General features: G+C 71.4%; 21 protein-coding genes. 5 read left to right on the forward strand and 16 right to left on the reverse strand.

The annotated features are described in order from the left end of the window. The first annotated feature begins 33 nt into the window (after window positions 1-33). From ACFV9T_RS16515 to ACFV9T_RS16525, 3 genes are all read left to right on the forward strand, one after another. Window positions 34-891, forward strand: a complete 858-nt coding sequence (locus tag ACFV9T_RS16515; protein ID WP_385440671.1) for an SDR family oxidoreductase — start codon at window positions 34-36, stop codon at window positions 889-891. A 132-nt stretch (window positions 892-1023) separates the two neighbouring features. Further along, entirely contained in the window at window positions 1024-2001 is a 978-nt protein-coding gene (gene rarD / locus ACFV9T_RS16520) for an EamA family transporter RarD (protein WP_385440673.1), read from the forward strand. A gap of 236 nt (window positions 2002-2237) precedes the next feature. Next, window positions 2238-3191, forward strand: a complete 954-nt coding sequence (locus ACFV9T_RS16525) for a M28 family metallopeptidase (RefSeq protein WP_385440675.1) — start codon at window positions 2238-2240, stop codon at window positions 3189-3191. 63 nt (window positions 3192-3254) lie between these two features. On the opposite strand, the gene ACFV9T_RS16530 is transcribed toward ACFV9T_RS16525, so the two are convergent. The 6 genes from ACFV9T_RS16530 to ACFV9T_RS16555 all read right to left on the reverse strand — a co-directional run bounded on the left by ACFV9T_RS16530 (window position 3255) and on the right by ACFV9T_RS16555 (window position 10455). Beyond that, a complete protein-coding gene (locus tag ACFV9T_RS16530; RefSeq protein WP_385440677.1) occupies window positions 3255-4211 on the reverse strand; it encodes an ABC transporter permease in 957 nt (318 codons plus the stop codon). Next, the gene (locus ACFV9T_RS16535; RefSeq protein WP_385440678.1) at window positions 4198-5151 is read right to left on the reverse strand and encodes an ABC transporter ATP-binding protein; all 954 of its coding nucleotides are present in this window, start codon (window positions 5149-5151) and stop codon (window positions 4198-4200) included. Before ACFV9T_RS16535 ends, ACFV9T_RS16530 begins: the two co-directional genes overlap by 14 nt. A 21-nt stretch (window positions 5152-5172) precedes the next feature. Beyond that, window positions 5173-6432: an outer membrane lipoprotein carrier protein LolA gene (locus ACFV9T_RS16540; RefSeq protein WP_385440679.1), complete on the reverse strand. Its 1260-nt coding sequence runs from the start codon at window positions 6430-6432 to the stop codon at window positions 5173-5175. A 241-nt stretch (window positions 6433-6673) separates the two neighbouring features. Next, the gene (locus tag ACFV9T_RS16545; protein WP_385440682.1) at window positions 6674-7681 is read right to left on the reverse strand and encodes a polyprenyl synthetase family protein; all 1008 of its coding nucleotides are present in this window, start codon (window positions 7679-7681) and stop codon (window positions 6674-6676) included. A gap of 307 nt (window positions 7682-7988) precedes the next feature. Continuing rightward, window positions 7989-9191: an FAD-dependent oxidoreductase gene (locus tag ACFV9T_RS16550; protein ID WP_385440683.1), complete on the reverse strand. Its 1203-nt coding sequence runs from the start codon at window positions 9189-9191 to the stop codon at window positions 7989-7991. A gap of 19 nt (window positions 9192-9210) precedes the next feature. Beyond that, window positions 9211-10455 (reverse strand): ATP-grasp domain-containing protein, encoded by a 1245-nt coding sequence (locus ACFV9T_RS16555; protein ID WP_385440685.1) that lies wholly within the window; start codon window positions 10453-10455, stop codon window positions 9211-9213. Between the two features lie 249 nt (window positions 10456-10704). On the opposite strand from ACFV9T_RS16555, the gene fahA reads away from it, so the two are divergent. Both fahA and ACFV9T_RS16565 read left to right on the forward strand, forming a co-directional pair. Beyond that, complete coding sequence (gene fahA, locus ACFV9T_RS16560) at window positions 10705-11973, forward strand: fumarylacetoacetase (RefSeq protein ID WP_385440688.1); 1269 nt, start codon at window positions 10705-10707, stop codon at window positions 11971-11973. Between the two features lie 66 nt (window positions 11974-12039). Continuing rightward, on the forward strand, window positions 12040-12540 hold the full coding sequence (locus ACFV9T_RS16565; RefSeq protein WP_385440689.1) for a hypothetical protein: 501 nt from the start codon (window positions 12040-12042) through the stop codon (window positions 12538-12540). 507 nt (window positions 12541-13047) lie between these two features. Here ACFV9T_RS16565 and nuoN read toward each other — a convergent pair. From nuoN to nuoE, 10 genes are read right to left on the reverse strand one after another with little or no spacing between them, the layout of a single operon-like run. Continuing rightward, window positions 13048-14700: an NADH-quinone oxidoreductase subunit NuoN gene (gene nuoN, locus ACFV9T_RS16570; RefSeq protein WP_385440690.1), complete on the reverse strand. Its 1653-nt coding sequence runs from the start codon at window positions 14698-14700 to the stop codon at window positions 13048-13050. Next, entirely contained in the window at window positions 14697-16361 is a 1665-nt protein-coding gene (locus ACFV9T_RS16575; RefSeq protein WP_385440693.1) for an NADH-quinone oxidoreductase subunit M, read from the reverse strand. Before ACFV9T_RS16575 ends, nuoN begins: the two co-directional genes overlap by 4 nt. A gap of 3 nt (window positions 16362-16364) precedes the next feature. Beyond that, window positions 16365-18260, reverse strand: a complete 1896-nt coding sequence (gene nuoL / locus ACFV9T_RS16580; RefSeq protein WP_385440695.1) for an NADH-quinone oxidoreductase subunit L — start codon at window positions 18258-18260, stop codon at window positions 16365-16367. Window positions 18261-18276: 16 nt separating this feature from the next. Beyond that, window positions 18277-18576 carry an NADH-quinone oxidoreductase subunit NuoK gene (gene nuoK / locus ACFV9T_RS16585; RefSeq protein WP_009715954.1) on the reverse strand — a complete coding sequence of 100 codons (300 nt, stop codon included), beginning with the start codon at window positions 18574-18576 and terminating at the stop codon, window positions 18277-18279. Next, on the reverse strand, window positions 18573-19442 hold the full coding sequence (locus tag ACFV9T_RS16590; RefSeq protein WP_385440697.1) for an NADH-quinone oxidoreductase subunit J: 870 nt from the start codon (window positions 19440-19442) through the stop codon (window positions 18573-18575). The genes nuoK and ACFV9T_RS16590 overlap by 4 nt, the downstream gene beginning before the upstream one ends. Further along, entirely contained in the window at window positions 19439-20083 is a 645-nt protein-coding gene (gene nuoI / locus ACFV9T_RS16595) for an NADH-quinone oxidoreductase subunit NuoI (RefSeq protein WP_385440699.1), read from the reverse strand. The genes ACFV9T_RS16590 and nuoI overlap by 4 nt, the downstream gene beginning before the upstream one ends. Further along, complete coding sequence (gene nuoH, locus ACFV9T_RS16600) at window positions 20073-21443, reverse strand: NADH-quinone oxidoreductase subunit NuoH (protein WP_385440702.1); 1371 nt, start codon at window positions 21441-21443, stop codon at window positions 20073-20075. The genes nuoI and nuoH overlap by 11 nt, the downstream gene beginning before the upstream one ends. Continuing rightward, the gene (locus tag ACFV9T_RS16605; protein ID WP_385440704.1) at window positions 21440-23929 is read right to left on the reverse strand and encodes an NADH-quinone oxidoreductase subunit G; all 2490 of its coding nucleotides are present in this window, start codon (window positions 23927-23929) and stop codon (window positions 21440-21442) included. The genes nuoH and ACFV9T_RS16605 overlap by 4 nt, the downstream gene beginning before the upstream one ends. Beyond that, window positions 23926-25305: an NADH-quinone oxidoreductase subunit NuoF gene (nuoF, locus tag ACFV9T_RS16610; RefSeq protein ID WP_385440706.1), complete on the reverse strand. Its 1380-nt coding sequence runs from the start codon at window positions 25303-25305 to the stop codon at window positions 23926-23928. Before nuoF ends, ACFV9T_RS16605 begins: the two co-directional genes overlap by 4 nt. Next, window positions 25305-26114, reverse strand: coding sequence for an NADH-quinone oxidoreductase subunit NuoE (nuoE, locus tag ACFV9T_RS16615; RefSeq protein ID WP_385440879.1), 810 nt, complete (start codon window positions 26112-26114; stop codon window positions 25305-25307). Before nuoE ends, nuoF begins: the two co-directional genes overlap by 1 nt. Window positions 26115-26131: the final 17 nt, after the last annotated feature.

The raw sequence follows: 26131 nt of genomic DNA on the forward strand, positions 1-26131 counted from the left end.
ATCGGACAACGCGACCAGAAGAGAGACACCCCCATGAGCATCGTCGTCACCGGAGCCACCGGACACCTCGGCCGCCTTGTCATCGACGGCCTGCTGGAGAAGGTTCCGGCCGACCGGGTCACCGCCGTCGTGCGCGACGCCGACAAGGCCGCCGCCCTCGCCGCCCGCGGCGTCACCCTGAAGGTGGCCGACTACAGCCGGCCCGAGACGCTGCGCGGCGCCTTCGCGGCGGGCGACAAGGTGCTGCTGATCTCCGGCAGCGAGGTCGGGCAGCGCGTTCCGCAGCACCAGGCCGTCATCGACGCCGCCAAGGAGGCCGGGGTCGCGCTGCTCGCGTACACCAGCGTGCTGGGCGGCCCGGCCGCCGACTTCACGCTCGCCGATGAGCACCGGGCCACCGAGCAGGCGATCACCGAGTCCGGTCTGCCGTACTCGCTGCTGCGCAACGGCTGGTACAACGAGAACTACACCGAGCGGCTGGCCCCCGTGCTGGAGCACGGCGCCGTCGTCGCCGCCGCGGGCGAGGGCCGGGTCGCCTCCGCCTCGCGCGCCGACTACGCGGCGGCCGCCGTCGCCGTACTGACCGGTGAGGGACACGAGAACACCGCGTACGAGCTGTCCGGCGACACCGCCTGGAGCTTCGCCGAATACGCCGCCGAGATCGCCCGGCAGACCGGCAAGGAGATCGCCTACCGCGCCGTCTCCGCCGGGGAGGTCCAGCAGATCCTGACCGGCGCGGGCCTGCCCGAGCCCTTCGCCGCCATCCTGGCCGACGTCGACACGGCGATCGAGCGCGGCCGCCTGGCCGCCACCCCCGGCGACCTGTCCCGCCTGACCGGCCGCCCGACCACCCCGATCGCGGACTCCCTCGCGCTGGCCCTGAAGGGCTGACCCGGACCCATCAGCCCGGGCGGCCCGGCTGTCAGTTCCGTATCGTGGATACGGTGATGACAGCCGGGCCGCCCGGCGCTACCGTCGGACAGGCCCCTGCACCAGGGCCGCCACGCCGTCGGGGAGGCCCTTATGCAGCCGCAGCACCAACAGGACCGCACCGGTCTCCTCTACGGCTTCACCGCGTACGGGCTGTGGGGTCTCGCCCCGCTCTTCTGGCCGCTGCTGGAGCCCGCCGGGGCGGTCGAGATCCTCGCCCACCGCATGGTCTGGTCGCTGGTGGTCGTCGGGCTCATCCTGCTGGTCCTGCGCCGCTGGTCCTGGGTCGGCCCGCTGCTGCGGCAGCCCCGGCGGCTCGGTCTCGTCGCGCTCGCCGCGACCGCCATCTCCCTCAACTGGGGCCTCTACATCTGGGGCGTCAACAGCGGACACGTCGTCGAGACGGCGCTCGGCTACTTCATCAACCCGCTGGTCAGCATCGGCTTCGGCGTTCTGCTGCTGCGCGAGCGGCTGCGCCCGGTGCAGTGGGTGGCGGTCGGCGTCGGCGTGGTGGCGGTGGGCGTGCTGGCCGTCGGCTACGGCAAGCTGCCCTGGATCGCCCTCACGCTGGCCTTCTCCTTCGCCACGTACGGCCTGGTCAAGAAGCGGATCGGGCTGGACGGGCTGGAGTCGCTGGCCGCCGAGACCGCCGTCCAGTTCCTGCCCGCGCTCGGCTTCATCGGCTTCCTCGCGATGAGCGGCGACAGCACGTTCGGCAGCGGCGGGACGGGCCATTCGGTGCTGCTGGTGAGCTGCGGGCTGATCACGGCGGTGCCGCTGAGCCTGTTCGGGGCGGCCGCGGTACGGCTACCGCTGTCGACCATCGGGATGCTCCAGTACCTCACACCCACCTCCCAGTTCATCCTCGGGGTGGCCGTCTTCCACGAGTCCATGCCGCCCGAGCGGTGGGCGGGGTTCTCCCTCGTCTGGCTCGCGCTCGCGCTGCTCACCTGGGACGCGCTGCGGACCGGGCACCGGGCACGCCGCCAATTGGCGGACGCGGCGGCGCTGGCGGCCGCGGCACCGGCCAAGGCGGCGGAGCCACAGCCCGGCCCGATATCCGGCGGCTGATGTCCGGATTTTGCCCTTGACGGAGGGTCAGCCACACCCGGAGCATCAGCCTCGCGCCATTTCGGCGTCATCTTGTCGTACCGCTCCACCACCCCCATGGGTACGTACGTACGTGCATCACCTTGTGCATCACCTCGTGCATCACACAGCGTCACGTCATTCCGTGCAGTCCCCGTTCGGAATCGGAGCCCCCCATGTCGTCATGTGCTGAGCCCCGCCACACCCCCCGAAGATCCATGACCCGCCGCACGGCGGCCGCAGTCGCCGCCGGGACGGCGATCGCCGCCCTGGTCTCGGCCGCCCCCGCCACCTCCGCGGCCGCGGCTCCCCCGCCTCCGGCGGCCGCCGCGCTCGCCGTACCGGATGTGCCGCTCGCCAACGTCAAGGCGCATCTGACCAAGCTCCAGTCCATCGCCACCGCCAACGGCGGCAACCGCGCCCACGGCCGCCCCGGCTACAAGGCGTCGCTCGACTACATCAAGGGACTGCTGGACTCGGCCGGGTTCACCACCACGGTCCAGCAGTTCACCTCCGGCGGCGCCACCGGCTACAACCTCATCGCCGACTGGCCCGGCGGCGACGCCGACAACGTGGTGTTCTCCGGCGCCCACCTGGACTCCGTCAGCGCGGGACCCGGCATCAACGACAACGGCTCGGGGTCCGCCGCCATCCTGGAGACCGCGCTCACCGTCGCCCGCTCAGGGCTGAAGCCCGCCAAGCACCTGCGGTTCGCCTGGTGGGGCGCCGAGGAGCTGGGCATGGTCGGGTCGCGGAACTACGTCAACGGCCTGTCGTCCGCCAACCGGGCGAAGATCGACGGCTATCTCAACTTCGACATGATCGGCTCGCCCAACCCGGGCTACTTCGTCTATGACGACGACGCCCGGATCGAAGGGGTCTTCAAGGACTTCTACGCGACCAAGGGCGTCTCGACGGAGATAGAGACCGAGGGCGACGGCCGCTCCGACCACGCTCCGTTCAAGAACGTGGGCATCCCGGTGGGCGGCCTGTTCAGCGGCGCCGACTACATCAAGACCGCCGCCCAGGCCCAGAAGTGGGGCGGCACCTCCGGTCAGGCCTTCGACCGCTGCTACCACCGCTCGTGCGACACCACGACCAACATCAACGACACCGCGCTGGACCGCAACAGCGACGCCATCGCGTACGCCGTCTGGACGCTGTCCGCCTGACGCACCGGCATTCCTGAGCGGTCCGTACGGAAGCGTACGGACCGCTCGGACCACTCGGACCGCTCAGACCGTGATGTCCTTCGCGGTGAACCGGGCCCAGGCCGCCGAGCCGAACACGGCCAGATACAGCCCCTGCAGCTCGGCGTTCTTGATGAGCTGGTCCCAGTAGACCGGCTGGCGGAGGAGATCCGCGAAGCTGAGCCAGTAGTGCGGGAAGAGATACGGATGGATCGCGTGCAGCTGCGGGATCGTGTCCAGGATCTGCACCGTGACCACGAGCCCGACGGTGGTCGCCATGGCCGCGATGCCGCTGTTGGTGAGGGTGGAGATGAACAGGCCCACCGTCGCGATCCCCACCAGTGACAGCGCCACGACGCCCGCCACGCCGAGCGCCCGTACCAGCCCGTCACCGAAGGACACCGAGGTGCCGGAGATCAGCGTGACATCGCCGAGCGGGAACAGCATCGCCCCGGTCGCGAGCCCGGCGGCGGCCACCGTGAGGGTCGCGGCCAGGCAGAACGCCAGGATGGTGACGAACTTGGCGAGCAGCAGCCGGGTGCGCCCGGCGGGGGCGACCAGCAGATAGCGCAGCGTCCCCGGACCCGCCTCACCGGCGATGGAGTCCCCGGCGATCACGCCGATGGCCATCGGCAGGAAGACGGGCAGCGTCGCCGCCAGCGCGGCGAAGACGAGGAAGATCCCGTTGTTGGTGATCTGCGAGAAGAAGGCGGGCCCGTCGCCACCGGCTCCGCCGCCTCCGCCTCCGCCGCCACCCCGGCCGAAGCCGCCGCCGTCGCTGGTCTCGATCTTCACGGCGACGCCGATGAGGACCGGGACGGCCGCGAGCACCCCGAGCAGCGCCAGGGTCCGCCAGCGGCGGAAGGTGGTGGACAGCTCGCTGCGGAAGAGGTCCAGGGCCCACAGCGGCCGCGCCCGGGGCGTCTCGTACGTCCCTCCGACCCCAGCCGTTTCAGCCGCTTCAGCCGCTTCAGCCGCTTCAGCCGCTTCAGCCCGCGACATCGAATCCCTCCCCGGTCAGCGCGACGAAGGCGTCCTCCAGCGAGGCGCCCTCGGCGCCGAAGGCCCGTACCCGCACCCCGGCGCGCACCAGGGCGGCGTTCAGGTCGGCGGGCTCGGGCGCGGGCGTGGGCAGCTCGCCGGAGACCCGTTCCGCCAGGACCACCAGGTCCGTCACCCCGTGCTCCTTGAGGACGCGGACGGCGTCGGCCGGGTCCGGGGTGGTGACGGACAGCCTGCCGCGGCTGCCCGCCGCCAGCTCGGCGACCGTGCCCTGGGCGATCAGGCGGCCCCGGGTCATGACCGCCGCATGGGTGCAGACCTGTTCGATCTCGTCCAGGAGATGCGAGGAGAGGAAGACCGTGGTGCCCTCCTGGGCCAGCGCGCGCACCAGGGTACGGATCTCGCGCATGCCCTGGGGGTCGAGCCCGTTGGTCGGCTCGTCGAGAACCAGCAGCTCACGCGGCTGGAGCAGGGCGGCGGCCAGGCCGAGGCGCTGTTTCATCCCCAGCGAGTACGCCCGCGCCTTCTTCCCCGCCGCGGCCCCGAGCCCGACCCGGTCCAGCGCCGAGGCGGCGCGGGCGGCCCGGGTACGGGGGTCGGCGGTCGGGTCGGCGGCGTCGTAGCGCAGCAGATTGTCCCGGCCGCTCAGATACGGGTAGAGGGCGGGTCCCTCGATGAGGGCACCCACCCTGGGCAGCACGCTGCGGGCGGCGCGCGGCATCGGCAGGCCCAGCAGCCGGGCGCCGCCCGAGGTGGGCTCGATCAGGCCCATGAGCATGCGGATCGTCGTCGTCTTCCCCGAGCCGTTGGGCCCGAGGAAGCCGAAGACGCTGCCGCGCGGGACGGTCAGGTCGAGCCCGTCGACGGCGAGCTGCCCGCCCCGGTAGCGCTTGGTGAGCCCGCGGGTCTCCACCACGGCATCGGCGGACCGCTCGTCCACGGGCTCTCCTTCCCTCTGCTCCTACTTGGCCTTGTTGGCGGCCGCGACCAGGGCGTCCTTGTCGACCGCGCCGACGAAGACCTTGCCGTCGTCGGTCATCAGCGCGTTGACCAGGCGGGTGCTGAACACCGTGCCGGAGCCGAAGTCGCCCTTGACCTTCTTGCCGAAGCTGCCGAGGAGGTCGGAGGCCGCTCCGCCGTCGCCGCCCGGCGCGGAGGGGGTCTCTCCGGTCACCCCGGACTTCTGGCCGTCGTCGAGGCGGGCGATGGTGGCCCAGCCCTTCCCGGTGACGTTCAGCCCGGACAGCGAACCCGCCATGGCGTCCGCGCCGCCCGGCTGGCCCTTGAAGCCCTTCTCCCCATGGCCCGGGCCGTCGGCGCTGTCCTCGGTGACCTTGGCGCCCTTGGGCGGCGTGAAGTCGAAGGTGCCCGCGGCGGGCTTGCCGAAGTCGACCTTGGTGAAGCCGACGTCGACGGCTGCCTTGCCGCCGCTCTTCGGGGTGAGGGTGAACTTCAGCGGCACACCGTTGTCCGCGTCGACCGCGATCCGGACCGAGCCGACCGTGGACGCGCTCTGCTTGGGCTTGATCAGCAGCTCGTAGGCGTCCCGCCCGGCGACCTGGGTGGTGCCGTCGACCGTCACGTCGGTGGTGTCGTCCACGGCGGCCAGCATCTGCTTCGCGAGCTGCTGCGGAGTGGCACCCTCCAGGTCCTTGGGGGCCTCGCCACGGTGGTCGCCCTTGCCCCCGGCGCCCTTGGGGGCGGTGGAGTGGAAGACGGAGTTGCTGCCGCTGTCGTACGCCCACAGCTCGTCGCCGTTGTGGATCATGCTGTACTCGGCGGCGTTCTCGACGATCGACACCCGCTGCTTGTCGGGGCCGTCGGCGGCCACCCGCAGGGTGTGGGTGCCGGACGCCAGCTCGGTGAGCTTGGCCTCCGGCGCGGTGCCCTCGCCCTTCTCGCCCGCGAGGCCGTTCGCGGCACCGGCGAGGGAGCCGCCGCCCGGGAGCGTGGGGAGTCCCAGATCGGTGGTGATCTTCACCGAGCCGGACACCTGCTGCTGGTCCGATGCGGCCATCTTGCTGATCAGCTGCTGTGCCGTGATCTTCGGCAGGTCCGGGGCGCCGCTGCTGGCCAGCGCCGGGACGAGCCCGATCGTCGCGGCCGCGATGCCCGCGACCGCGACCGGAGCCCCGTAGCGGAGCGTCTTGGTGCGTCGTGTGGGCCGTTCCTCGTCCCAGAAGCCGTCGTCGGCGACCTGTATCGGTCGGATCCGTGCCATGTGTGCTCTACCTCCGTCGTCGGCGGCGGTCGTCAGCCTGCACTCGTCCACCTCTCGGGCCATTGTCTCCCGATCCCGCCATGTGGTGGTCTTTTCATCCCACCAAATCGGGAGAGCCGATACGTCAGCCCGCAGGATCAAGTCCGCGTACTGCTCCGGTATGACGGTCCGCGCCGCGAGGCGGATCCCCCTCGGGGTATCCCGTAGGGGCCACGGGCCCCGGGGCAGCGCGGGGTGGAGATCAGCCGGCCCGGTGGGCCACCGCGTCGCACAGACCCTCCAGGGCCGACTTCGCCGGGCCCTCCGGCAGGGGTGCCAGCATCGAGCGGGCCTCCGCCGCATAGCGCAGCGTGTCCCGGCGGGCCTGCTCCAGGGCGGGGTGGACGCGCAGCCGCCGCAGCACCTCGGCGTGGCGGGCGTCGTCGGTGAGGTCGCCCGCGAGCAGCTCGCACAGCTCCCGGTCCTCCGGCGCACCGGTCGCCTCCGTCCGCGCTCTCAGATGCAGGACGGGCAGGGTGGCGATGCCCTCGCGCAGATCGGTGCCGGGGGTCTTGCCGGACTCATGGCTGTCGCTGGCGATGTCCAGCACGTCGTCGGCCAGCTGGAAGGCCATGCCGAGCCGCTCGCCGTACTGGGTCAGGATGTTGACGATGGACTCGTCGGCGCCCGACATCATCGCGCCGAACCGCCCCGAGACGGCGATCAGCGAGCCGGTCTTGCCCGCGAGGACGTCCAGATAGTGCTCGATGGGGTCGCGGCCGCGCGGTCCGGCGGTCTCCAGGATCTGGCCCGTGACCAGCCGCTCGAACGCCTCGGCCTGGACCCGCACCGCCTCGGGACCCAGATCGGCCAGGATGTGGGAGGCGCGGGCGAAGAGGAAGTCACCGGTGAGCACCGCGACCGAATTGCCCCAGCGGGCATTGGCGCTGGGCACCCCGCGCCGCACTTCCGCCTCGTCCATGACGTCGTCGTGGTAGAGCGTGGCCAGATGCGTCAGCTCGACGACGACCGCCGAGGGCACCACACCGGGGGCGTACGGGTCACCGAACTGGGCGGCCAGCAGCACCAGCAGGGGCCGGAAACGCTTGCCGCCCGCGCGCACCAGATGCTGGGCGGCCTCGGTGATGAACGGCACGTCGCTCTTGGTGGCCTCCAGCAGGCCCTCTTCGACAGCCGCCAGCCCGGCTTGGGTGTCGGCTTCCAGAGTCTGGTCCCGCACGCTCAGCCCGAAGGGCCCGATGACGCTCACGGGGTACTCCTGTCTGCCTACGTTCACGCGGAATGTCGATGTGTCGCCGCCTCCACCAAAAGGCAGCGTATCCGGTCGGGTATCGATCGCTGTGGGCGCCTTCCCGCCTTGTGCGCAGCACAACGCCCTCACCCCGAATCGACCGGTTACCCACGCGGTACCGCGATCGCGAGCAGATCATTCATCATGTGGCCCCCGACCGTTCACCGATCGGGGGCCGGAACCGGGCCCAGGCCCGATTCCGGGGTGTCCGCACGGGGGTGTCCGTACGGGGGTGTCCGCACACCCCGTACGGGCCCCGGATCACTCATCCGTGCGCGGCCGCCACCGCCTTCGCCAGCCGGGGCGACGCGTACTCCGTGCCGCACACGAACCGCATCACCGGGCCGAAGGAAGCCGCCGCCGGGAGCCCGGTGAAATAGAGCCCCGGCACCGACGAGCCGTACCCGGCGTCCAGTCGGGGACCACCGGCGCCGGTGACCACCCCGGCGCGCAGCTCGGGGCCGAGGAAGCCGAGCGCGGCCAGATCCATCCGGTAGCCGGTCGCGGCCATCACATGGTCGGCGGCCAGCTCGCCGACCCGGCCGCCGCCGCCCAGCGTGAGCACCGGCCTGCCGCCGCTCTCCACGGTGACCCGGGTGACCTTCACCCCCTGGGTGACCTTCACCCGCCCGGCGAAGCGACCGCGCAGCCACCAGGCACCCTTGGGCCCGAGCACGGTGCGCACCAGATACTCCCGGGCCGGTGCGGGCAGCCGCCGGAAGCCCGCCGCGTGGTACGACAGCGCGTACAGCGACCAGGCGCGGCCGAAGGGCGATACGGGCCGCAGCCGGGGCTGACGGTCCGGCGGGGAGCCGAAGGCGACGGCGGCCCTCCCCCGGGCCACCACCCGCACCGACGCGGCGCCCGCATCGGCCAGCAGCACCGCGCTCTCCAGCGCCGACTGCCCGGCCCCGACCACGACGACCTCGCGGCCCGCGAACCGCCCGAGGTCATGGTGGTGCGAACTGTGCGACACCGGCCCGGCCGCGGACGGGCCGCCGGGGACGGCGGCGGCGAACTCGGCGGGCAGATGGGCCAGCCCGCTGAGCCCGCTGGCCACCACGACGGCCCGCGCCGTGAACTGCTCCCCCGAATCCAGCTTCAGCTCGAAGCGGCCGCCCCGCCGGTCGACGGCCACCACCCGGGTCCGCTCCAGCTCCGGCACCAGCCGCTCCTGGAACCACAGCCCGTACCCCGCGAAGGTCTCGACGGGGATGATGTCCCAGTCGGACTGATAGGGCGTGCCGCCCACCGCGTGGCAGTAGTCGAGCAGGGTGTGCCCCGGCTGCGGTGCGTCGATGGTCGACGCGACCGGGGTGGACTTGAGCAGCATGCCCGCGGGCATCTGCTCGCGCCAGCTCACCATCGGCTCGCCGAAGACGCGGACCGGCAGGCCGCGGGCGCGTAAGTGGGCGGCGGCCGACAGACCGTATGGACCGGCCCCGATGACTGCTACCGGATCGTTCACGAATCCCCTCCCCAAGGCGTTACCTGTTCTTGGCGCGCCACATCCGGTACAGATGCGTCGCACCGGGCCGCACGCAGCGCGCGAGCATGGTGAAAAACGGCCGCAGGTCGTCGCGCGCGGCCCAGGCCAGCTCGGTCCCGCTCGCCCGGGCGGGCGCGTGCGGCGTGGTGTATCCACTGCGGCGGTAGGCGAGCAGGGCGGGCAGGTCAATGTTCTCGACGACGAACCGCCGGGCCGCCAGCTGCGCGGCCTCGGGCACCCTGCGCCCCGTCAGATCGAGGTGCTGCGCCCGGACGACGTCGAGCCGCGCCTCGTTCTCGAAGAGCCGGAACTGCGCGCCCATCCGGGGGTTGAAGTCCAGCAGCTTGTACCGCCCGTCCCGCCGGTCGAAGCGCCAGTCCAGATCGACGATGCCGCTGAAGCCGATCCGCTTGATGAACCGGGCCGTCATCCGGGCCAGCTCCCCGTTGTCCACCGTGTAGGCGCACGCCGTCATGCCCGCGTGCGGCGGCCAGGAGCGCACCTTGACGCCGGTGAACATCGCCAGTGGCGAGGACTCCGCGTCGAAGTAGGCGTGCACGATCCAGTCCTCGGCGGACTCCCGTGGCAGGTACTCCTGGAGGACCACCCCGGGCCGTGGCCCCCAGTCGCGGGCCAGCGCCAGCAGCTCGCGCGGCCCGGCGATCCGGGTGGTGCCGCCCACCGCGGGCTTCGCCCGCCGCTCGAACGCCTCCCGGTTCTTGGCGACGACCGGAAACCGCGCGCTCACCGCGAACGCCTTGACGTCGGCGTACGAAGCGGGGAACACCGCCTCCGGGGTGGGCACCCCGTGCTCGACGCACAGCTCGTGCAGCCCCTGCTTGCTGGCCAGCCGCCGGGGCAGCCCCGGCTCGGTGCGCGGGAAGAGGAACCGGCCCTCCCCGGCGAGCACATCGGCATGCTCGCCGATCAGCACCGCCGCCTCCTCGTCCGTGGGCAGCAGGACCGCCGGACGGCCGATCGCCCGCGCCGCCCGCAGCAACCCCTCGACCAGCCGCTCCGGCCGCTCCCTGCCGGTGGTCGGCCAGACGAAGGCCCGCTTCAGATAGCGCGATTGGGCGGCCGGGGTCCAACGGTCCTCGGTGACCGCGTACATGGGGATGCCGAGACGGCCCAGGGAACGGATGGCCCCCACACCCCCGTGGTGCAGCGGGTAATCGCCTATCTTCACGATCAGCCCCGGCACGGAACGGTCCACCGCGAACGGCACAGCACTGCTCGCCACGAGTCCCCCTCGGTCACCCCACCGCAGTGGTCCCCCCACTGTGCGTGACCTGATTCAGGACGCTACTTCGGATTTACCTCCTTCAGCAAGGATTTTCCGGACATTGCCATCCCTTTAGGTGGCAGTCACCCCACAGGGGTGGCATGCCCCGGGCCATAGGGTGAGCCCCGACCGTGGCGACACCCCCACCGTGGCGCCCCCACCGTGACAACAGCGGTGGCGACGACGAGAAGGCGAGGCACCCCACCCATGGCGCAGCGAAGCCCGCTCGACCTGCCCGAAGGCGACCCCTTCGGCCCGGACAACCTCCCCTATGGCGTCTTCACCACCTCCGAAGCCCCTCATCTGCGGAAAATCGGCGTGCGCTACGGCAGTCATGTGCTGGACGCGGGGGCCGCCGCGGCGGCCTCGGCCTCCCCACACGCCGAGCTGCTCGGCGCCTCCTCGCTCAACCCGCTGATGGCCGCGGGCCGTCCTGCCTGGCAGGCCGTCCGCGCGGAGCTGCGCGACTGGCTGACCGACCCGGCGCACCGGCACACCATCGAGCCCCTGATGCACCCCCTCGCCACCGTGGCCCTCCACCTCCCGATCGAGGTGGCGGACTATGTCGACTTCTTCGCCAGCGAGCACCACGCCTCCAACGCGGGCAGGATCTTCCGCCCGGACGGCGACGCCCTCACCCCCAACTGGAAGCACATGCCGATCGGCTACCACGGCCGGGCCGGTACCGTGCTCGTCTCGGGCTCGCCCATCGTCCGCCCCCAGGGCCAGCACCTGCCCCCGGCCGAAGCCCCCGCCCCCGCATCGTCCGCTCCCTCATCGCCCGCTCCTCCCCGGCCGGTCTTCGGCCCCTCGCTGCGCCTCGACTTCGAAGCCGAGGTCGCGTTCGTCGTCGGTGCCCCCTCACCTCTGAATACACCGCTGCCGCTCGCCGGGTTCCACGATCACGTCTTCGGCGTCTGTCTCCTCAACGACTGGTCCGCCCGCGACATCCAGTCCTGGGAGTACCGCCCCCTCGGCCCCTTCCTCGGCAAGTCCTTCGCCACCTCCCTCGCCGCCTGGGTCACCCCGCTGGACGCGCTCGCCGCGGCCCGTACCGCCCCGCCCGCCCGCGATGTCCCGCCGCTCCCCTACCTCGACGACTCGGCCGCCGAGCCCGGCGGGTTCGATCTCCGCCTCGACGTGGCGGTCAACGGCCACACCGTCTCCCGGCCCCCGTTCTCCGCCATGTACTGGACCGCGGCCCAGCAGCTCGCCCACCTGACCGTGAACGGCGCCTCGCTGCGCACCGGCGACCTCTTCGCCTCCGGCACGGTCAGCGGCCCGCGCCCGGACGAGCTGGGCTGTCTGCTCGAACTCACCTGGGGCGGCCGCGATCCCCTCCGCCTCCCCGACGGCACCCGCACCTTCCTGGAGGACGGCGACGAGGTGACCCTCACCGCCTGGGCGCCCGGCCCGGACGGGGTCCGCATCGGTATGGGCGAGGTGACCGGCCAGGTTGTCCCGGCGGCGTCATGAGCGGCTGCTAATTTGTCGTGCTCCTTGCCCCGATGGCCCTGATATCCAATATCCAAGGAGAAGCGCGTGAAGAAGGCAGCGAGTATCGCCGGAACGGTGGCCGCGGCCGCCCTTGTGCTGACGGCGTGCGGCAGCGACAGCGACGAGGGGACGAAGGACACCTCCAAGGACACGCCGTCGGCGCAGGAGTCGAGCGCCCCGGCGGAGGGGGGCGCGGACTCCACGATCACCGGCGCCTACCTCGCCAAGAACGGCGACCAGACGCTCATCCTGTCCATCGGCGGCGAGAAGGCCTCCCTGATCGCGGGCAAGCACGTCTGCAACGGTGAGTACACCGACACCGGCGAGAAGATGCTGATGTTCAAGTGCGCCGACGGCAACACCGACCGCGCCATGGGCAAGGTGGCCCCGAGCGGCGACGGCAAGACGCTCACCGTCGACTGGGACGCGCTCTCCGAGAACGACACGTTCACCCGGGCCACCCCCGGCGACGTCCCCTCCGGCATGCCGACCTCGCTGCCCTCCGGCCTCCCCACCGACCTGCCGAAGGACCTCCCCAAGGGCTGATCCCCGCCCCCGGGGCAGGCAGCCCCGGCACCCCAACCCGGGGCTCCGCCCAAACGGGCTCCCGCCACCGTCCGCGCCGGGCTGGGCGCGCCCAGAGGGTGCGTTTCCCCACCCCGCCCCTACCCGATCCCAGGGGGCTCCGCCCCCTGGACCCCACCGCGCCCGCGCCATGGCAAGGCCGAGCCGCCGTGGCGGCCGGGCTGCCACGTCCCACCGCCCCGCCGGGCTGCGTGCCGGTGAGCCAAGCCCTGGGCCGCTGCCCGCCACCGCGGGCCGGGCCACGCGGGCCGCGCGTATGGCTGCCGCCGCGGTGCCCCAGCCATGGCCGAAGTCCCCAGCCACCCGGGCTCGGCCACGTGGCCGGACACGCCCCGGCGCCCGCGCCGGGGCGGGGGCCCAGGGGCGGAGCCCCTGGTTCGGGGAGGGGCGGGGTGGGGGACACAACGCCGCCCCGGCCGGGGCACCTCTCGGTGGTCCGGCCGGGGCGGGGGCGGTCCCCGGGAACGGCTAGCGGACGAAGACGCCTGCTTGGCCCGCCAGGTCCAGGAAGTACTGCGGGGCCACGCCCAGGACCACCGTCACCGCCACGCCGATCGCGATCGCCGACGACGTCAGGGGGCTCGGGACGGCCACCGAGGGGCCGTCCGTGCGGGGTTCGCTGAAGAACATCAGCACGATGACGCGGATGTAGAAGAAGGCCGCGATCGCCGACGAGATCACACCGACCACGACCAGCGCACCCGCGCCCCCGTCCGCCGCCGCCTTGAAGACCGCGAACTTCCCCGCGAAACCACTGGTCAGCGGGATACCGGCGAAGGCCAGCAGGAAGATCGCGAAGACGGCGGCCACCAGGGGCGAACGGCGCCCCAGACCGGCCCACTTCGACAGATGCGTGGCCTCGCCGCCCGCGTCGCGCACCAGGGTGACCACGGCGAAGGCGCCGAGGGTCACGAAGGAGTACGCGGCGAGGTAGAAGAGGACGGAGGAGATGCCCTCCGGCGTGGTGGCGATGACACCGGCGAGGATGAACCCGGCGTGGGCGATGGAGGAGTAGGCCAGCAGCCGCTTCACATCGGTCTGGGTGACGGCGACGATCGCGCCGCCCAGCATGGTGACGATGGCGACGCCCCACATGACCGGCCGCCAGTCCCAGCGGAGCCCCGGCAGGACGACGTACAGCAGCCGCAGCAGCGCGCCGAAGGCCGCCACCTTGGTGGCCGCGGCCATGAAGCCGGTGACCGGGGTGGGGGCGCCCTGGTAGACGTCCGGGGTCCACATGTGGAACGGCACGGCGCCGATCTTGAACAGCAGCCCCATCAGCACCAGCGCCCCGCCGAGGAGCAGCAGCACGTCGTTGCCCATGGTCCCGGCGAGCGCCGGGGTGACGTTGCGGACCTGGCCGTTGACGACGTCGGCGATACCGGCGTACGCCACGGTGCCCGCGTACCCGTACAGCAGGGCGATCCCGAAGAGCAGGAACGCGGAGGAGAAGGCGCCGAGCAGGAAGTACTTGACGGCGGACTCCTGGGACAGCATCCGGTGGCGCCGGGCGAGCGCGCACAGGATGTACAGCGGGAGGGAGAAGACCTCCAGCGCCACGAACAGGGTCAGCAGATCGTTCGCGGCGGGGAAGACGAGCATGCCGCCCACCGCGAAGAGGACCAGCGGAAAGACCTCGGTGGTGGTGAACCCGGCCTTGACGGCGGACTTCTCGGCGTCGCCGCCGGGCACGGCGGCGGCCTGGGCCGCGAAGGAGTCGACGCGGTTGCCGTGGACGACCGGGTCGAGCCGCCGCTCGGCGAAGGTGAACACCGAGACCAGCGCGACCAGGAGAATGGTGCCCTGGAGGAAGAGCGCGGGCCCGTCGACGGCGATGGCACCCATGGCCGCGACATGGGCCTTCCCGGTGCCGTAGTCGCTGGCGGCGAGGCCGATGACGGCCGCGAAGGCCGCGGCGAGGGAGACGACGGAGACGAACAGCTGAGCCGCGTAACGCTGGGCGCGCGGCAGGAACGCCTCGACGAGTACACCGATGATCGCGGCGCCGAGCACGATCAGGGTGGGGGCCAGCTGCCCGTACTCGATGTGCGGCGCGGGGATCTTGTCGGGCGCCGCCGCCGCTGTCGTCCACAGGCTGTGGACAGTGGCCGCGTGGGTCACTTGGCACCTCCGGAAGCACCGTCGTGGGAAGCACCCTCGGGCTTGGGGCTGTAGTGGAACCAGCCCGCGTCAGTGACGGGGTGATCGGGCTTGGGATCCTTCTCGTCCACCACGGACAGCGTGTGGTCGACCGCCGGGTTGACGATCTCGGTCAGCGGCTTGGGGTAGACGCCGAGGAAGAGCAGCAGCGCGATCAGCGGCGCGACGACGAGCACCTCGCGCGGCCGCAGATCGGGCATGGTGCGCACCTCCTCCTTCACCGGGCCGGTCATGGTCCGCTGGTAGAGGATCAGGACGTACAGCGCGGCCAGCACGATGCCGAGGGTGGCGATCACCCCGACCACCGGATAGCGGGCGAACGCGCCGACGAGCACCAGGAATTCGCTGATGAAGGGCGCGAGCCCGGGCAGCGAGAGGGTGGCGAGACCGCCGATCAGGAAGGTCCCGGCCAGCACCGGGGCGACCTTCTGCACGCCTCCGTAGTCGGCGATGAGCCGGGAGCCGCGCCGGGTGATGAGGAACCCGGCCACCAGCATCAGCGCGGCGGTCGAGATGCCGTGGTTGACCATGTAGAGGGTGGCGCCGCCCTGGCCCTGGGTGGTCATGGCGAAGATGCCGAGGACGATGAAGCCGAAGTGGGAGATCGACGCGTAGGCGATCAGCCGCTTGATGTCCCGCTGGCCGATCGCCAGCAGCGCGCCGTAGATGATGCTGATGAGCGCGAGGACGAGGATCACCGGGGTGGCCCACTTGCTGGCCTCGGGGAAGAGCTGGAGGCAGAAGCGGAGCATCGCGAAGGTGCCGACCTTGTCGACGACCGCGGTGATCAGCACGGCGACGGGCGCGGTGGACTCGCCCATCGCGTTGGGCAGCCAGGTGTGCAGCGGCCACAGCGGGGCCTTCACCGCGAAGGCGAAGAAGAAGCCGAGGAACAGCAGCCGCTCGGTGCTGGTCGCCATGTCGAGCTGTCCGCTCGCCCGGGCGTCCACGATCTGCTGGAGCGAGAAGGTGCCGGTGCCCAGGTCGTCGGCGGTGACCGCGTAGAGCCCGACCACCGCGGCCAGCATGATCAGCCCGCCCGCCAGGTTGTACAGCAGGAACTTCACGGCGGCGTAGGAGCGCTGGGTGGCCGTCTCCTCCTCGGACCGCTCCCCGGCCCGGTCCCCGAAGCCGCCGATGAGGAAGTACATCGGGATGAGCATGGCTTCGAAGAAGATGTAGAAGACGAAGACGTCGGTGGCCTCGAAGGAGATCACCACCATCGCCTCGACCAGCAGGATCAGCGCGAAGAAGCCCTGGGTGGGCCGCCAGCGGCGGTTGGGCCGGGTGCCTTCCAGCGGGTCGGCGTCATGCCAGCCCGCCAGGATGATGAAGGGGATGAGCACGGCGGTGAGCGCGATCAGGGCGACCGCGATGCCGTCCACGCCCAGTTCGTAGCGGACCCCGAAGTCCTTGATCCAGGCGTGGGATTCGGTGAGCTGGAAGCGGCCGCCGTCCGGGTCGAAGCGGACCAGGATGACCGCCGCGAGGGCGAGGGTGACCAGGGAGAAGGCCAGCGCCACCCACTTGGCGGCGGCACGCTGGGCGGCGGGCACCGCGGCGGTGGCGATCGCGCCGAGCGCGGGCACCACGGCCGTGGCCGTCAGCAGGGGAAAGGACATGACTCAGACCGCCCTCATCAGCAGGGTCGCGGCGATGAGGACCGCCGTACCGCCGAACATCGAGACCGCGTACGTACGGGCGTAGCCGTTCTGGAGCTTGCGCAATCGGCCGGAGAGTCCGCCGACCCCGGCCGCGGTGCCGTTGACCACCCCGTCGACCAGCGTGTGGTCGACGTAGACCAGACCGCGGGTGAGGTAGCGGCCGGGCTGGACGAGCGCGACATGGTTGAAGTCGTCCTGGAGCAGGTCGCGGCGGGCGGCCCGGGTGAGCAGGGAGCCGCGCGGAGCGGTGCGCGGCACGGGCTTGCGCCCGTACTGCGCCCAGGCGAGGGCGACGCCGATCACGAGGACGACCATCGTCCCGGCGGTGACGGTCGCGGCGCTGAGCGGGGAGTGGCCGTGGCTGTGGCCGGTGACCGGCTCCAGCCACTTCAGGAACGCGTCGTTCAGGCTGAAAAGACCGCCCGCGAAGACCGATCCGAAGGCCAGGACGACCATGGGGATGGTCATGGACTTCGGCGACTCGTGCGGATGCGGCTCGTTGCCCTGGGCGTCGCGCTCCCACCGCTTCTCGCCGAAGAAGGTCATCAGCATCACGCGCGTCATGTAGTACGCGGTGATGGCCGCGCCCAGCAGGGCCGCGCCGCCGAGGATCCAGCCCTCGGTGCCGCCCTTGGCGAAGGCCGCCTCGATGATCTTGTCCTTGGACCAGAAGCCGGAGAGCCCGGGGAAGCCGATGATGGCGAGGTAGCCGAGCCCGAAGGTGGCGAAGGTGACCGGCATGTACTTCCGCAGGCCGCCGTACTTGCGCATGTCGACCTCGTCGTTCATGCCGTGCATGACCGATCCGGCGCCGAGGAAGAGCCCCGCCTTGAAGAAGCCGTGGGTGACCAGGTGCATGATCGCGAAGACATAGCCGATCGGGCCGAGCCCGGCGGCCAGGATCATGTAACCGATCTGCGACATGGTCGACCCGGCCAGGGCCTTCTTGATGTCGTCCTTCGCGCAACCGACGATCGCACCGAAGAGCAGCGTGACCGCGCCGACCGCGACCACCGCGGCCTGTGCGTCGGGCGCGGCGTTGAAGATGGCGCCGGAGCGGGTGATCAGGTAGACGCCCGCGGTCACCATGGTCGCCGCGTGGATCAGGGCCGAGACCGGGGTCGGGCCCTCCATCGCGTCGCCGAGCCAGGACTGCAGCGGCACCTGGGCCGACTTGCCGCACGCGGCGAGCAGCAGCATCAGCCCGATGGCGGTGAGCTTGCCCTCGCTCGCGTGGTCCGCCGTCGACAGCACGGGGGCGAAGGCGAAGGACCCGAAGGTCGTGAACATCAGCATGATCGCGATGGACAGGCCCATGTCGCCGACGCGGTTGACGATGAACGCCTTCTTCGCCGCCGTCGCCGCGCTCGGCTTGTGCTGCCAGAAGCCGATGAGCAGGTACGAGGCGAGGCCGACGCCCTCCCAGCCGACGTACAGCAGCAGGTAGTTGTCGGCGAGGACGAGCAGCAGCATGGCCGCGAGGAACAGATTGAGATAGCCGAAGAAGCGGCGGCGCCGCTCGTCGTGCTCCATGTAGCCGATCGAGTAGATGTGGATCAGCGTGCCCACACCCGAGATCAGCAGGACGAAGGTCATCGACAGCTGATCGAGCTGGAAGGCGACGTCCGCGCGGAAGCCGCCCACCGGAATCCAGCTGAAGACCTGGCTGTGCAGGGCGCGGTCGTGCTCGCCCCGGCCCAGCATGTCGGCGAAGAGCACGGCGCCGATCACGAAGGAGGCGCCCGCGAACGCCGTGCCCAGGTAGTGGCCCGTGCGGTCCAGCCGCCGCCCCCCGCACAGCAGCAGGGCCGCGCCGAGCAGCGGGGCCGCGACGAGCAATCCGATGAGGTTCTCCACTTGAACGCGACCCCTTCTAGAGCTTCATCAGGCTGGCGTCGTCGACCGAGGCCGAATGGCGGGAGCGGAAGACGGTCACGATGATCGCGAGGCCGACCACGACCTCCGCCGCCGCGACGACCATCGTGAAGAACGCGATGATCTGGCCGTCGAGGTTGCCGTGCAGCCGGGAGAAGGTGACGAACGCGAGGTTGCACGCGTTCAGCATCAGCTCGACGCACATGAAGAGGACGATCGCGTTCCGCCGGATCACGACCCCGGCCGCACCGATGGTGAACAACAGGGCGGCCAGGTAGAGGTAGTTGACCGGATTCACTTGGCGGCTCCCTTGTGGTGCTCGGCGTCCTCAGAGGCGCTGTCGTCGCCCTTGGAGCCCTTGGGGACGCGCCCGAGCCAGCGCTCCGAGCGCCGCTCCAGCGCCGCCAGCTCCGCCAGCGCCTCACCGGAGACGTCCCGGACCTGGCCTCGGCCGCGCAGCGTCGCGTTGACGGTCAGCTCGGACGTCGTGCCGTCGGGCAGCAGACCGGGGATGTCCACCGCGTTGTGCCGGGCGTAGACGCCGGGGGCGGGCAGCGGCGGGACGTGCTTGCCGGTGCGCACCCGCGCCTCGGACTGCTCGCGCTGGCTGCGCGCGCGCTCGATGCGCTCGCGGTGGGTGAGCACCATCGCGCCGACCGCCGCGGTGATCAGCAGCGCGCCGGTGATCTCGAAGGCGAAGACGTACTTGGTGAAGACCAGGGCCGCCAAGCCCTCCACATTGCCGCCGGAGTTGGCCCGCGCCAGCCCGTCGAACGTCGTCAGCGAGGCGTTCCCGATTCCGGCGCACAGCAGGATGCCGAAGCCGAGCCCGCACAGGGCGGCGAGCCAGCGCTGCCCCTTCAGGGTCTCCTTCAGCGAATCGGCGGCGGTGACGCCGACCAGCATCACGACGAAGAGGAAGAGCATCATGACCGCGCCGGTGTAGACGACGATCTGGACGACGCCCAGGAAGTACGCCCCGTTGGCGAGGTAGAAGACCGCCAGGACGATCATGGTCCCGGCCAGGCTCAGGGCGCTGTGCACGGCCTTGCGCATCAGGATCGTGCACAGCGCGCCGATCACGGCGACCGTGCCGAGCACCCAGAACTGGACGGCCTCACCGGTGGAGGTGGTGGAGGCCGCGGCGGCCAGTGCGCCGCTCATGCCTGCACCCCCTCTTCGGCCTGCTCACCGTCGGTCTCGGAGGTCTCGGAGGTCTCGGAGGTCTCGGAGGTCTCGGAGGTCTCAGAGGTCTCGCCCTTGCTGACCGCGACCTGCCGGGTGGTCCCGGGCGCGGCCTCGGTCACAAGACCCCGGTAGTAGTCCTGCTCGTCCGTGCCCGGGTAGATGGCGTGCGGGCTGTCGACCATGCCGTCCTGCAGTCCGGCGAGCAGCTCCTCCTTGGTGTAGATGAGCGATTCGCGGGTGCGGTCGGCCAGTTCGTACTCATTGGTCATGGTCAGCGCCCGGGTGGGGCACGCCTCGACGCACAGGCCGCACAGGATGCAGCGCAGATAGTTGATCTGGTAGACGCGGCCGTAGCGCTCACCCGGCGAGTAGCGCTCCTCGTCGGTGTTGTCCGCGCCCTCCACGTAGATCGCGTCCGCCGGGCAGGCCCAGGCGCACAGTTCGCATCCGATGCACTTCTCCAGCCCGTCCGGATGCCGGTTGAGCTGGTGACGTCCGTGGAAGCGGGGCGCGGTGGGCTTCTTCTCCTCGGGGTACTGCTCGGTCAGCCGCTTCTTGAACATGGCCTTGAAGGTCACGCCGAAGCCGGCCACCGGGTTCTGGAAGTCAGACACCATCGGCCTCCTTTCCGTCACTTACAGTGTCGGGGCCACCACTGACAATCAGCTCCCGGTCCTGTCGGGAGCGCCGTCGCGGTACGGGCGGCAGGGACTGGCCGGGCAGCGGCGGCACCGGGAATCCGCCCGCCATCGGGTCGAAGGCGGGCTCGGGGCCCTCCTCCACCACCGGTCCGGCCTCGCCCTTCGCCGCCGCCGCTCCGCGGTCGCGGAAGATGTCGACGACGAAGGACAGCAGCAGCAGCGCGATCACCGCGCCGCCGACGTACAGCACGATCGACTGGTTGTCGTAGTTCTCGTTGCGCAGCGCCCGCACGGTGGCGACCAGCATCAGCCAGACCATCGAGATCGGGATGAGGACCTTCCAGCCCAGCTTCATGAACTGGTCGTAGCGCACCCGGGGCAGCGAGGCGCGGATCCAGATGAAGACGAACAGCGACGCGACGACCTTGCCGAGGAACCACAGCAGCGGCCACCAGCCGTGGTTGGCGCCTTCCCAGAAGGTGCTGATCGGCCAGGGCGCCCGCCAGCCGCCCAGGAAGAGCGTGACGGCGACCATCGAGACGGTGACCATGTTGACGTACTCGGCGAGCATGAACAGCGCGAACTTGATCGACGAGTACTCGGTGTTGAAGCCACCCACCAGGTCGCCCTCGGACTCCGGCATGTCGAACGGCGCCCGGTTGGTCTCCCCGACCATCGCCACGATGTAGATGAGGAACGAGACCGGGAGCAGCACCACGTACCAGCGGTCCTCCTGGGACGCGACGATCTGCGAGGTCGACATCGACCCGGAGTAGAGGAACACCGCCGCGAAGGACAGGCCCATCGCGATCTCGTAGCTGATCATCTGGGCGCAGGAGCGCAGGCCGCCGAGGAGCGGATACGTCGACCCGGACGACCAGCCCGCCAGCACGATGCCGTAGATGCCGACCGAGGCGGTGGCGAGGATATAGAGGACGGCGATCGGCAGATCGGTCAGCTGCATCGCGGTGCGGTGCCCGAAGACCGACACCTCGCCGCCGGACGGGCCGAACGGGATCACCGCGACCGCCATGAAGGCCGGGATGGCCGCGACGATCGGCGCCAGGACGTAGACCACCTTGTCGGCGCCCTTGACGACCACGTCCTCCTTGAGCATCAGCTTCACGCCGTCCGCGAGGGACTGCAGCATGCCCCAGGGGCCGTGCCGGTTGGGCCCGATGCGCAGCTGCATCCAGCCCATCACCTTGCGCTCCATGACGATGGAGATCAGCACCGTCAGCATCAGGAACGCGAAGCAGAACACGGCCTTGATCAGGATCAGCCACCACGGATCGCTGCCGAACATCGACAGGTCCTCTGCGGCGAGGTACTTCATGCGGTCACCTCCGTCGCGGGAGCGGTGATCGTGACGACGTCACCGGGGGACGCCCCCAGATCGCGCCGCACACCGCCGCCCGTGGAGGCCAGCGGCAGCCAGACGACCCGGTCGGGCATCGGCGTCACACACAGGGGCAGCTGGACGGAACCGTCCGGGCCGGTGACGCGCAGCGGCTGGCCGTCGCGCACCCCCGCCTCCTCGGCGGTCGCCGCCGAGAGGCGGGCCACCGCGGCGTGCCGGGTCGCCGCCAGCGCCTTGTCGCCCTCCTGGAGCCGTCCCTGGTCGAGCAGCAGCCGGTGACCGGCGAGCACCGCCTCCCCCTCGGTGGGCCGGGGCAGCGGGCCCCCGGTCTCCAGCGGAGCGGTGGCGCGCAGCCCCTGCCAGGTGGAGAGCCGGGTCAGCTCGGCGCGGGCGGCCGCCACGTCCGGCAGGCCCAGGTCCGTGTCGAGGGCGTCGGCCAGCATGTGCAGCACCCGGCCGTCCGGGAGGGTGTGACGGCGGGTCATCTGGTCCGGTTTGAGCGCGGCCTCGAACGGCCGGGCCCGGCCCTCCCAGTTGAGGAACGTGCCGGACTTCTCGACGACCGCCGCGACCGGAAGCACCACGTCCGCCCGCTCGGTGACCTCCGAGGGCCGCTGCTCCAGGCTGACCACGAACTCCGCCGCGTCCAGGGCCGCCAGGGCCCGCGCCGGATCGGGCAGATCCGCCACCTCGACCCCGCCGACCAGCAGCGCGCCGAGCCCGCCGGTCGCCGCGGCCTCCACGATCTGGCCGGTGTCGCGGCCCACCTGGTGCGGCAGGTCGGCGCTCCCCCACACCGCGGCGGTCTCCTCGCGGGCCCGCGGATCGTGCGCCGGGCGGCCGCCGGGCAGCAGCCCGGGCAGGGCGCCCGCCTCGATCGCGCCCCGCTCGCCCGCGCGGCGCGGAATCCACGCGAGCGTGGCGCCGGTGGCGGCGGCGGCCCGTACGGCGGCGGTCAGTCCGCCCGCCACCGACCCCAGCCGCTCGCCCACGACGATGACCGCGCCCTCCTGGCGCAGCGCCTCGGCGGCCGACTCGCCGTCCTCGTCGAGACCCGTGCGTCCCGCGATCGCGTCCAGCCACTCGGTCTCGGTGCCGGGCGCGGCGGGCAGCAGGGTGCCGCCCGCCTTCGTCAGGCCCCGGGTGGCGTGGGTGGCGAGCGAGAAGGTGCGCTGGCCGTGCTTGCGGTAGGCCTTGCGCAGCCGCAGGAAGACGCCGGGCGCCTCCTCCTCGGCCTCGAACCCGGCCAGCAGCACCGCCGGTGCCTTCTCCAGCGCGGTGTACGTCAGCCCGCTGCCGTCCAGGTCACGGCCTCGGCCCGCGATGTGGGCGGCCAGGAAGTCGGCCTCCTCGTCGCTGTGCGCACGGGCCCGGAAGTCGATGTCGTTGGTCTCCAGGACGGTCCGCGCGAACTTGGCGTACGCGTACGCGTCCTCGACGGTCAGCCGCCCGCCGGTCAGCACGCCGGTGCGGCCGCGCGCCGCGGCCAGCCCCTCGGCCGCCGCCGCCAGGGCCTCGGGCCAGCCCGCCGGTTCCAGCTTCCCCGACTCGCGGTCGCGCACCAGCGGGGTGGAGAGCCGGTCCGGGAGCTGCGCGTAGCGGAAGCCGAAGCGGCCCTTGTCGCAGATCCACTCCTCGTTGACCTCGGGGTCGTCCGCCGCGAGGCGCCGCATCACCTTGCCGCGCCGGTGGTCGGTGCGGGTCGCGCAGCCGCTGGAGCAGTGCTCGCACACGCTCGGCGAGGAGACCAGGTCGAAGGGGCGGGAGCGGAAGCGGTACGCGGCCGAGGTGAGCGCGCCCACCGGGCAGATCTGGATGGTGTTGCCGGAGAAGTACGACTCGAACGGGTCGCCCTCCCCCGTGCCGACCTGCTGGAGCGCGCCGCGCTCCAGCAGCTCGATCATCGGGTCGCCCGCGACCTGGTTGGAGAAGCGGGTGCAGCGCGCGCACAGCACACAGCGCTCGCGGTCCAGCAGCACCTGGGCCGAGATGGGGACCGGCTTGGCGAACGTGCGCTTCTGGCCCTCGAAGCGGCTGTCGGCCTGCCCGGCGCTCATCGCCTGGTTCTGCAGCGGGCATTCACCGCCCTTGTCGCAGACCGGGCAGTCCAGCGGATGGTTGATCAGCAGCAGCTCCATCACCCCGCGCTGCGCCTTCTCGGCGACCGGCGAGGTGAGCTGCGTCTTCACGACCATGCCGTCGGTGCAGGTGATGGTGCAGGAGGCCATCGGCTTGCGCTGGCCCTCCACCTCGACGATGCACTGGCGGCAGGCGCCAGCGGGGTCGAGCAGCGGATGGTCGCAGAAGCGCGGGATCTCGATCCCGAGGAGTTCGGCGGCGCGGATGACCAGCGTCCCCTTGGGGACGGAGATCTCGATCCCGTCGATGGTGACGGAGACCAGGTCCTCTCGCGGCACCGCCGCCTCCCCGCCTCCCGAGGGCGCGTTGGTGGTCACGGTCATGCGGTCACCCCCAAGGTGGTGCGCGGCTCGTCGGCCCAGACGGTGGACTTGGCCGGGTCGAAGGGACAGCCCCCGCCGGTGATGTGCTGCTCGTACTCCTCCCGGAAGTACTTCAGCGAGGAGAAGATGGGGCTGGCCGCGCCGTCGCCCAGCGCGCAGAACGACTTGCCGTTGATGTTGTCGGCGATGTCGGCCAGCTTGTCGAGGTCGGCCATCCGCCCCTTGCCCGCCTCCACGTCGCGCAGCAGCTGCACCAGCCAGTACGTGCCCTCGCGGCAGGGTGTGCACTTGCCGCAGGATTCATGCGCGTAGAACTCGGTCCAGCGGGTCACCGCCCGCACCACGCAGGTGGTCTCGTCGAAGCACTGGAGCGCCTTGGTGCCCAGCATCGACCCGGCCGCGCCCACGCCCTCGTAGTCCAGCGGGACATCGAGGTGCTCCTCGGTGAGCAGCGGGGTGGACGAGCCGCCGGGCGTCCAGAACTTCAGCCGGTGGCCGGTGCGCATGCCGCCGCTCATGTCGAGCAGCTGGCGCAGGGTGATGCCGAGCGGGCCCTCGAACTGGCCGGGGTTGGCCACGTGCCCGGACAGCGAGTAGAGCGTGAAGCCCGGGGACTTCTCGCTGCCCATCGCACGGAACCATTCCTTGCCCTTGTTCAGGATGGCGGGAACCGAGGCGATGGATTCGACGTTGTTCACCACAGTGGGGCACGCGTACAGACCGGCGACCGCGGGGAAGGGAGGCCGCAGCCGGGGCTGGCCTCGGCGGCCCTCCAGCGAGTCCAGCAGCGCGGTCTCCTCACCGCAGATGTACGCGCCCGCGCCCGCGTGCACCGTGATGTCGAGGCCGGGAAGCCCGTCCACCCCGAACTTCCGCCCGCGCTGCTCCGCCGTGCCCAGGTAGCCCGCCTCGTACGCCTCGCGGACGGCCTCGTGCAGCCGCCGCAGCACCGGCACGGTCTCACCGCGCAGGTAGATGAAGGCGTGTTCGGAGCGGATGGCGTGGCAGGCGATGATCATGCCCTCGATCAGGGCGTGCGGATTGGCGTAGAGAAGGGGGATGTCCTTGCAGGTGCCGGGTTCCGACTCATCCGCGTTGACGACGAGATAGTGCGGCTTGCCGTCGCCCTGCGGGATGAACTGCCACTTCATTCCGGTGGGGAAGCCCGCGCCGCCACGGCCGCGCAGTCCCGCGTCCTTCACCAGCGCGATCACCGCGTCGGGGTCCATGGCGAGGGCCTTGTCGCTGCCCTGGTAGCCCTCGTGCCGCAGATAGGCGCGCAGCGACCAGGAGTTGGCCTCGTCCCAGTGCGCGGAGAGCACGGGTGCCAGCAGCTTCTCGGGGCTGTGCTCGGATCGCTCGGTCGTCACGGTCATCACTCCCCCTCCTCGGCGACCGGACCTGCCGGGTGGTGCGGATCGGAGGCCGAGGTCCGCTGCGGCGCGTCGTGCGAACTGGGGTGCGCCGGCGGCGTCTCGTCCTGCGGGGCGCCTCCGTACCTCGGCGAGACGACCCGGCCGGGCGTGCCCTCGCCCTTGGCCAGCCGCAGCCCGACGAGCGAGGCGTGCCCCGCGGAGCCACCGGCCTCGACGGCTCCGGGGCGCGGGTCGGGGAAACCGGCGAGGATGCGCGCGGTCTCCTTGAACGTGCACAGCGGCGCGCCCCGGGTCGGGGTGACGGTGCGGCCCGCGCGGAGGTCGTCGACCAGCTGCTTGGCGGAGCCGACGGTCTGGTTGTCGAAGAACTCCCAGTTGACCATCACCACGGGCGCGAAGTCGCAGGCCGCGTTGCACTCGATGTGCTCCAGGGTGACCTTGCCGTCCTCGGTGGTCTCCCCGTTGCCCAGCTCCAGATGGTGCTGCAGCTCCTCGAAGATCGCGTCCCCGCCCATCACCGCGCACAGGGTGTTCGTGCACACCCCGACCTGGTAGTCGCCCGAGGCCTTGCGCCGGTACATGGTGTAGAAGGTCGCGACCGCGGTCACCTCGGCGGTGGTCAGGTCCAGCACCTCGGCGCAGAAGCGGATGCCGGTGCGGGTGACATGGCCCTCCTCGGACTGCACCAGGTGCAGCAGCGGCAGCAGGGCGCTGCGGCTGTCCGGGTAGCGGGCGATCACCTCCGCGGCGTCCGCCTCCAGCCGGGAACGCACCTCGGCCGGGTAGTCGGGGGCGGGCAGCTGTGGCATGCCCAGCTGAACATCAC

The organism is Streptomyces sp. NPDC059850 (assembly GCF_042731515.1).
Taxonomy (GTDB): domain Bacteria; phylum Actinomycetota; class Actinomycetes; order Streptomycetales; family Streptomycetaceae; genus Streptomyces.